Raw genomic sequence first — 8,051 nt, forward strand, 5'->3', positions numbered from 1 at the left:
GGCGGTGGGTGGGCGGGGGGCGGGCGGGGGGGGCTTGTTTTTTCGCGCCCCCCCCCCCCCCCGCCGGGCCGGCCCGGGCGCTACCGCCTCCCGCCAGGCCCTTCTTCAATAGCCAGTGAGCCCGCATGAGCGATAGCCCGCACCTCCCCGAAGCCTGCGACCTGCTCATCGAAGCCGGTTATGTCGTTCCGATCGAGCCGCATGCGGTGGTGCTGGAAGACCATGCCGTCGCCGTGCGTGGCAGCGAAATCGTCGCCATCCTGCCGCGTGCCGAGGCCCGCGCGCGCTTCCGCGCGACCCAGGTGGTCAGCCGTCCCGACGCGGCGCTGATGCCCGGCCTGGTGAACGCTCACACGCACAACCCGATGACCCTGCTGCGCGGCGTCGCTGACGACCTCCCGCTGATGACCTGGCTGCAGCAGCACATCTGGCCGGTGGAAGCGGCGGTGATCGGGCCGGAATTCGTCGCCGACGGCACCACCCTGGCCATCGCCGAGATGCTGCGCGGCGGCACCACCTGCGCCAACGAGAACTACTTCTTCGGCGACGTGCAGGCCGCGGTCTACAAGAAGCACGGTTTCCGCGCGCTGGTCGGCGCGGTCATCATCGATTTCCCCACCGCCTGGGCCAAGACCGACGACGAGTACTTCGCCAAGGCCGGTGAACTGCATGACCAGTGGCGCACCGATCCGCTGATCGGCACCGCGTTCGCGCCGCATGCGCCGTACACGGTCAACGATGCCAATTTCGAGCGCGTGCGGATGCTGTCCGACCAGCTCGACATGCAGGTGCACCTGCACACCCATGAGACCGCGCAGGAAATCAACGATTCGATCAAGCTGCACGGCCAGCGCCCGCTGGCGCGGCTGGATCGCCTCGGCCTGGTCAACGACCGCCTGATCGCGGTGCACATGACCCAGCTGACCGACGCGGAAATCCACCTGTGCGCCGAGCGTGGCGTCAGCGTGGTGCACTGCCCGGAATCGAACCTGAAGCTGGCCTCCGGTTTCTGCCCGGCCTGCGCCCTGCAGCGCGCCGGCGTCAACCTGGCCATCGGTACCGATGGCTGCGCCAGCAACAACGACCTGGACATGTTCAGCGAGAACCGCACCGCGGCCATCCTGGCCAAGGCCGTGGCCGACGATGCGACCGCGCTGGACGCGGCCACCACGCTGCGTGCCTCGACCCTGGGCGGCGCCCGCGCGCTGGGCTTCGGCGAGCGCATCGGCTCGATCGAAGTCGGCAAACAGGCCGACCTGGTCTGCGTCGACCTGTCGGCGCTGGAAACCCAGCCGCTGCACAACGTGCTGTCGCAGCTGGTGTATGCCACCGGCCGCCAGCAGGTCAGCGACGTCTGGATTGCCGGCAAGCCGAAGCTGGTGCAGCGCGAACTGGTCGGCATGGACCTGCCGGGCATCATCGCCAACGCGCGCCAGTGGCGCGAGCGCATCCGTCATATCCGCGCCTGAACCCCGGCGCTGCAAGGACTCCCCCATGACTGCCCCCCACGCTTCCTCCAATTTCGATCAGGCCGAGCTGGACAAGTTCGCCGCGCTGGCCAACCGCTGGTGGGACGCCGACGGCCCGCAGAAGCCGCTGCACGCCCTGAACCCGGTGCGCCTGCAGTACGTGGCCGACCGCGTGACGCTGCGCGGTGCGCGCGTGCTCGACATCGGCTGCGGTGGCGGCCTGCTGAGCGAGGCGCTGGCCCAAAGCGGTGCCGACGTCACTGCGATTGACCTTGCCCCTGAGCTGGTCAAGGTCGCGCGCCTGCATGCGCTGGAAAGCGGCGCCAAGGTCGACTACCGGGTGCAGGCCGCCGAGGACCTGGCCGCCGAACAGCCGGGCAGCTTCGACGTGGTCACCTGCATGGAAATGCTCGAGCACGTGCCCGATCCGGGCGCGATCATCGAGGCCTGCAAGCGCCTGCTGAAGCCCGGTGGCCACCTGTTCCTGTCGACCATCAACCGCACCGCGGCTGCGTTCGCAGTGGCGATCGTCGGCGCCGAGTACGTGGCACGGCTGCTGCCCAAGGGCACCCACCACTACCAGGAATTCATCAAGCCGGCCGAGCTGGCGCGCTGGCTGCGCGAGGCCGACGTGCAGCTGGTGGATGTGAGCGGCATGGCCTACGAGCCGTGGCGAAACCACGCCCGCCTGAGCAGCCGCACCGACATCAACTACCTGGCCTACGCGGTCAAGCCTGCATGACCACGGCCGGCTTCCCGCGGGCGGTGCTGTTCGACCTGGACGGCACCCTGCTGGACAGTGCGCCGGATTTCGTCGCCACCTGCGATGCGATGCTGGCCGCGCGCGGCCGTGCGCCGATCGATCCGGCGCTGCTGCGCCCGGTGGTGTCCAAGGGCTCGCGTGCGATGTTGACCGCCGCTTTCCCGGATCTGGACGCGGCCGAGCGCGATGCGCTGATTCCCGAGTTCCTGCAGCGCTATGAAGCGCTGATCGGCCAGCACGCCGTGCTGTTCGACGGCGTGGCCGGCATGCTCGCCGCGCTGGATGCCGCAGGCACCGTGTGGGGCATCGTCACCAACAAGCCGGAATACCTGGCGCGCCTGATCCTGCCGCAGCAGAGCTGGCAGCAGCGCTGCGCGGTGCTGGTGGGCGGTGACAGCCTGGCCGAGCGCAAGCCGCATCCGCTGCCGCTGCTGCACGCCGCGCAGGCCATTGGCGTTGCCGCCGAAGACTGCGTGTACGTCGGCGACGACGAGCGCGACATCATCGCTGCACGCGCGGCGGCCATGCCGTCGGTGGCGGCGCTGTGGGGCTACCGCCTGCACAGCGACGATCCGCTGGCCTGGCAGGCCGACGTACTGGTGGAAAACGCCGAACTTCTGCAACTGGCCAGTCTCTGGCCGACCCGGCCGGCAGCCCCGGCCCAGCCGTAAGGAATGACGTAGTGAGCAGTACCGCGCTGGACAGTTTCCTCGACAAGTGGCGCAGCCGTTGGCCGGAATGGTCGGTGGCCGCCCCGTTCGTGGCCGAATCGCAACGCGAGCTCGCGGTGGCGTGGTTCGCGCTGCTGCAGGAATTCGACGACATGCTCAACACCAGCGGCGACCCGATGCCGGCCGACGCCAAGCTGGCGTGGTGGGGCGAGGAGCTGCGCAGCTGGGCCGGGCAGCGCTCGCGCCATCCGCTGGGCCGCCTGCTGGAGCCGGTGCGTGCACCGTGGGCGCAGCTGGCCGAAACCCTGCCGGACCTGGTCGAGGCGCGCACGGTTGCACTCGATGCGGCCAGTGCCGAGCGCGCGCTGGCCAACTACGCCGACGCCGTGGCGGCGGTGGAAGCGGTGCTGTTCAACGACACGCCGCGCAAGGGCGCCGGCCGTGCCGTGCAGCTGCAGACCCTGGCCCAGCGCCTGCAGGATGCCGGCGTGGCCGGTGTGCCGCGCAGCCTGCTGGACGAGGACGCCAGCAACGCCACGCAGCGTTGGGCGCAGCATCTGTTGAAGGGCTGGGCGACCCGCGTGCCGGGCCCGCGCGCGCGCCGCGTCTGGTCCAGCCTGGCCCGCGCCCGCGTGGCCGCGCAGGCCGCAGGCAAGCCGATCGAAGCCACCCCGGTACGCACGCTGCTGCGCGTGTGGTGGGCCGCACGCGGCTGATCGCTGCTGGTAGGTGCGGACCGTGGTCCGCACGCTCTACGGGATCGTGCCGAATCGCATTGCGGTAGATCCACGCCATGCGTGGATGAATGTCCGGTTCGCGCGCGCTGCGGGATCGTGCCGACCAAGGTCGGCACCTACCAAGGCGCAGTGCGCTCGCCGGGCATGGCCCGGCGCTACCGGATCATGACCCCACCCAAGCGCGTGGCGCGCGCTATTTGCGTTCCAGCACCAGCAACGGGTCGATGCGGGTATCGAACCAGTTCATGCCCCAGTGCAGGTGCGGGCCGGTGGCACGGCCGGTGGCGCCGACGGCGGCAATCACCTGGCCCTGCTCGACCCGATCGCCCACCTTCACGTCGATGCGTGACAGGTGCAGGAAGTTCGAGCTGATGCCGTAGCCATGGTCGATCAGCAACGTGCCGCCGGTCAGGTACAGATCCGGGCCGGCGAAGGTGACCACGCCGGCGGCCGGTGCCTTCACCGGGGTGCCGGTGGGTACCGCGATATCCATGCCGGAATGGCCTGCACCGGGCTGGCCGTTGTACACGCGTGCATTGCCGAAGCGGCCACTGATGCGGCCCTGCACCGGCCAGATGAAGGTCTGGGTGAAATCGGTGCGGTTGTCATCGCGGGCGCGCGCTGCGGTCACCTGCGCCTGTTCGCGCTTGATGCGCTCGGCAATCGCCGGCGGCGGATTCACCGTCTTCGGCGGCACGCCGTTCACGCGCTCGGTCGGCCAGTCGCGCGGGGTCACCGAAATCGTGGCCGTCTCGCTGCCGCCATCCGGGCGCTGCACCTGCACCTGCAGCGGGCCTTTCTCGTCGCGGCCGATGCCGAACACCACGCTGCCGTAGTTGCTTACGCGCAGGTCGCGGCCGGCGTAGCGCACGCGGCTGCCGGCCGGCACCTTGCCGATCACCATGGCGCCCTGCGACGCGCTGGCCGGGAACACCACGCGGCTGTCGATCAGGCTGCCGATGCCATCCTGCGCCTGTGCCAGCGGTGCGTTGAACGAGGGCGCGGCCAGCAGCAGCGCCCCCAACAGAAGTGCCGAACGCATCAGCGGTCGTAGGTCATGCGCTGGCCGGCCGGTTCGCCCACCAGCGTGCTGCCGTCCCACACCCGCTGGCCGTTCACCCAGGTCGAGGCCACGCGCGAACGGAAGGTGGTGCCTTCAAACGGCGACCAGCCGCACTTGGACAGCACGTCTTCGCGCTTGACGGTGAACGGCACGTCTTCCACCAGCACCAGGTCGGCGAAGTAGCCTTCGCGCAGGAAGCCGCGCTCTTCCACGTCGAACAACTGCGCCGGGGCGTGGGCGAACTTCTGCACCACCTGCTCGCGGGTCAGCTTGCCTTCGTGCACGCGCTCCAGCGCGGCCACCAGCGCGTACTGCACCAGCGGCAGGCCGGACGGCGCCTGTGCGTAGGGCTTCTGCTTCTCTTCCCAGGTGTGCGGGGCGTGGTCGGTGGCCAGCACGTCCAGCACGTCATCGGCCAGCGCAGCGGTGATCGCTTCGCGGTCGGAAACTTCCTTGATGGCCGGGTTGCACTTGATCAGGTTGCCCTTGGTCGCGTAATCCGGGCGCGCGAAGTGCAGGAAGTGCACGCAGGTTTCAGCGGTGATCTGCTTGCGGCTGCCGTCGGCGCGGATCAGCGGGCCCTTCTCGAACAGCGCCAGCTCGTCGGCGGTGGAGATGTGCAGCACGTGCAGGCGGGTGCCGTGCTTGCGCGCCAGCGACATCGCCAGGCGGGTCGACTTGATGCAGGCCTCGCGCGAACGGATGTCCGGGTGCATGTCCGGGGTCAGTGCGTCGCCGTACTTTTCCTGGAAGGCCTTGAGGTTGGCGTCGATCATCGGCGTGTCTTCGCAGTGCGTGATGATCGGGGTCGGGCATTCGCGGAAGATCGCGTCCAGCGTCTCCGGGTTGTCCACCAGCATGTTGCCGGTAGAGGCACCCATGAACACCTTCACGCCCGGCGCCTTCTTCGGGTCCAGTGCGCGGATCGCTTCCAGGTTGTCGTTGCTGGCGCCGTGGTAGAAGCCGTAGTTGGCCCAGGCGCGGCCGCGTGCCAGCTCGTACTTGGCTTCCAGGATGGTCGAATCCAGCGTCGGCGGGTTGGTGTTGGGCATATCCATGAAGCTGGTCAGGCCACCGGCCACCGCGGCCGCCGATTCGCTGGCGATGTCGCCCTTGTGGGTCAGGCCCGGTTCGCGGAAGTGCACCTGGTCATCGATCATGCCGGGCAGCAGCCAGCGTCCGGCCGCGTCCACCACCTGCTCGCCGTCGCGCGGGGCCAGGCCACTGCCGATCTGCGCGATGCGGCCGTTCTCGATGCGCAGGTCGCCGTCGAAGGTGCGGCCTTCGTTGACCATGCGGGCATTGGTGATGAGGGTGGAGGACATGTCAGTGTTTTCCTGTGCAACGGCAAGAAGGGGCGTGGGAAGACTCGGGCACTGGATCGAAGCCGCCGGGATGGAAGGGGTGGCAGCGGCCCAGCCGGCGCGCGGCCAGCCAGCTGCCGCGCAGCGGGCCGTGGCGGCCGATGGCCTCCATCGCGTATTCAGAACAACTGGGCACGAAACGGCAGCGCGGCCCCAGCAGGGGGCTGATGAAGCGCTTGTAGAAGCGCAGCAGGGCGATGAGCAGGCGCGAGATCACCCAGTCATCTTATGCCAGTTGGCATGAAGGCCGCATTTGTGCAGGATGGGCCGTTGGTCGCATGTCGCCGATGGCCTGCGACCGGTGCTGGCACCCTTGCAGGTGCCGGCCAGGTTCCGCACCGCGCAGGGCGGCCAGGTTGTTCGGACCGCCACGTTGGGCCCGCTGGCTCCATGACTGAATGGAGCAGGCCCCCAAGGTTGCTGCTGCCGGTCGGGTAGGCTATAAAGGCCCGCTTTCCCGGGCCCCGGGGAATCCAAGGAAGAGCGTTTCGTGGCTGCTAAAAAAACTGCAAAGAAGGCCGTCAAGGCCGCCAAGAAAACCGCCAAGCCTGTTGTGAAGAAAGTGGCGGCCAAGCCTGTTGCCAAGAAGCCGGCCAGCAAGACGGCCGCCAAGGCAGCATCCTCGCAACCGGCGGCCAGGAAGGCCACCGCAACGAAATCGCCGGCCAAGGCCAGCAAGCCAGCGGCGAAGAAGGCCGCTGCGCCGGCCAAGGCCAAGCCCGCGGCAGCCAGCAAGAAGGCGCCGGTGGTGAAGAAGGCAGCCAGCAAGGCCGCACCGGCCAAGAAGGCCGTCGCCAAGCCGGCACCGAAGAAGGCTGTCGCCAAGCCCGCGCCGAAGCCGGTGGCCAAGAAGGCCGCGGCCAAGCCGGTCGCCAAGCCGGCGGCGAAGAAGGCTGCACCGGCTAAACCCGCCGCCACGCCTGCCGCTGTAAAGAAAGCCACCAAGAATGTCGCCAAGCCGGCTGCCAAGCCGGCCCCGGCCCCGGTAGTGAAAACCGCACCGAAGCCCGCCGCCAAGGCAGCTCCGGCCAAGTCTGTCCCGGCCAAGACCGCGGCAGTGGCAGCAGCCAAACCGGCCCCCAAGCCGGCCCCGGCCGCCACCCCTGCAGCATCGACCGCCCCGCAATCCAAGAATCCCGTGCCCGTTTCGAAATCGCCTGCCAAGACCGCCGTGAAAACCGCCGTGAAACCTGATCCCGCTCCGAAGACCGTGTCGCGCCCCGTGGGCAAGGTCGCCGTGGCTGTGACCGCCCGTTCGGCGGCGCCGGCCCCGCGCAGCAAGTACAAGGTCGTCGAATACAAGACCGACGAGGCCACCGGCCGCCCGATCCTGCCGACCGGCTACAAGCCCGGCTCGGAAGAGGAGTACATGAGCCCGCTGCAGCAGGAATACTTCCGCCAGCGCCTGCAGAACTGGCGCGCCGATCTGGTGGAAGAATCCAAGCAGACCATCGAGAACCTGCGCGAGGAAGTGCGTGACATCGGCGACGAAGCCGAGCGCGCGACCCGCGAGACCGAGAACTCGCTGGAACTGCGTACCCGCGACCGTTACCGCAAGCTGATCGGCAAGATCGACAGCACCCTGAAGCGCCTGGAAGCCGGCGACTACGGTTACTGCGTGGACACCGGTGAGGAAATCGGTCTGGAGCGTCTCGAAGCACGCCTGACCGCCGAGCGCACCATCGACGCCCAGGAGCGTTGGGAGCACCTGCAGAAGCAGCAGGGCGACTGATTCCAGAGCGTTGTCTGGTCATGCGAAAAACCCGGCCTCGGCCGGGTTTTTTGTTGGGTGGCTGGCTGTTGTAGAGCCGAGCCCACGCTCGGCTGGCCGTACTGTAGAGTCGAGCCATGCTCGACTGGCCGTTTTGTAGAGTCGGGGGGGGGTCGCGTGGGGGGAGGGCAAAGAACAGGAACGCGGGCGGGGCGCCGCCGAACACGGCCGCCGGCCCGCAGCGCCGCCGCACCCCGAGCCCCCGGCGCCAGC

General features: G+C 68.9%; 8 protein-coding genes. 5 read left to right on the forward strand and 3 right to left on the reverse strand.

Going from position 1 to position 8,051, the window contains the following annotated elements:
• Positions 1-125 precede the first annotated feature (125 nt).
• From ACVOK1_RS19440 to ACVOK1_RS19455, 4 genes are read left to right on the forward strand one after another with little or no spacing between them, the layout of a single operon-like run.
• Positions 126-1,469 (forward strand): TRZ/ATZ family hydrolase, encoded by a 1,344-nt coding sequence (locus ACVOK1_RS19440; protein ID WP_108747050.1) that lies wholly within the window; start codon positions 126-128, stop codon positions 1,467-1,469.
• Positions 1,470-1,494: 25 nt separating this feature from the next.
• Positions 1,495-2,211, forward strand: a complete 717-nt coding sequence (ubiG, locus tag ACVOK1_RS19445; protein ID WP_481562985.1) for a bifunctional 2-polyprenyl-6-hydroxyphenol methylase/3-demethylubiquinol 3-O-methyltransferase UbiG — start codon at positions 1,495-1,497, stop codon at positions 2,209-2,211.
• A complete protein-coding gene (locus ACVOK1_RS19450) occupies positions 2,208-2,903 on the forward strand; it encodes a phosphoglycolate phosphatase (RefSeq protein ID WP_481562986.1) in 696 nt (231 codons plus the stop codon). The genes ubiG and ACVOK1_RS19450 overlap by 4 nt, the downstream gene beginning before the upstream one ends.
• A gap of 11 nt (positions 2,904-2,914) precedes the next feature.
• The gene (locus ACVOK1_RS19455; RefSeq protein ID WP_481562987.1) at positions 2,915-3,619 is read left to right on the forward strand and encodes a phytoene/squalene synthase family protein; all 705 of its coding nucleotides are present in this window, start codon (positions 2,915-2,917) and stop codon (positions 3,617-3,619) included.
• A gap of 214 nt (positions 3,620-3,833) precedes the next feature.
• Here the strand turns inward: ACVOK1_RS19455 and ACVOK1_RS19460 are convergent, their stop codons facing one another.
• From ACVOK1_RS19460 to yidD, 3 genes are read right to left on the reverse strand one after another with little or no spacing between them, the layout of a single operon-like run.
• Positions 3,834-4,682: a M23 family metallopeptidase gene (locus tag ACVOK1_RS19460; protein WP_481562988.1), complete on the reverse strand. Its 849-nt coding sequence runs from the start codon at positions 4,680-4,682 to the stop codon at positions 3,834-3,836.
• Entirely contained in the window at positions 4,682-6,028 is a 1,347-nt protein-coding gene (locus ACVOK1_RS19465) for a dihydroorotase (protein WP_481562989.1), read from the reverse strand. The genes ACVOK1_RS19460 and ACVOK1_RS19465 overlap by 1 nt, the downstream gene beginning before the upstream one ends.
• 1 nt (position 6,029) lies before the next feature.
• Positions 6,030-6,284, reverse strand: a complete 255-nt coding sequence (gene yidD, locus ACVOK1_RS19470; RefSeq protein WP_108750139.1) for a membrane protein insertion efficiency factor YidD — start codon at positions 6,282-6,284, stop codon at positions 6,030-6,032.
• 273 nt (positions 6,285-6,557) lie between these two features.
• Here yidD and dksA point away from each other — a divergent pair, with 273 nt between their 5' ends.
• Positions 6,558-7,799: an RNA polymerase-binding protein DksA gene (dksA, locus tag ACVOK1_RS19475; protein ID WP_481562990.1), complete on the forward strand. Its 1,242-nt coding sequence runs from the start codon at positions 6,558-6,560 to the stop codon at positions 7,797-7,799.
• The last annotated feature ends 252 nt before the right edge of the window (positions 7,800-8,051 follow it).

The sequence above is a fragment of the Stenotrophomonas sp. STEN087 genome, from assembly GCF_056759115.1.

What these genes read in the sequence shown, in the direction of transcription:
- ACVOK1_RS19450 (WP_481562986.1), top strand. Translation starts at nt 2,208, where the DNA reads ATGACCACGGCCGGCTTCCCGCGGGCGGTGCTGTTCGACCTGGACGGC.
- ubiG (WP_481562985.1), top strand. Translation starts at nt 1,495, where the DNA reads ATGACTGCCCCCCACGCTTCCTCCAATTTCGATCAGGCCGAGCTGGAC.
- ACVOK1_RS19440 (WP_108747050.1), top strand. Translation starts at nt 126, where the DNA reads ATGAGCGATAGCCCGCACCTCCCCGAAGCCTGCGACCTGCTCATCGAA.
- ACVOK1_RS19460 (WP_481562988.1), bottom strand. Translation starts at nt 4,682, where the DNA reads ATGCGTTCGGCACTTCTGTTGGGGGCGCTGCTGCTGGCCGCGCCCTCG.
- ACVOK1_RS19465 (WP_481562989.1), bottom strand. Translation starts at nt 6,028, where the DNA reads ATGTCCTCCACCCTCATCACCAATGCCCGCATGGTCAACGAAGGCCGC.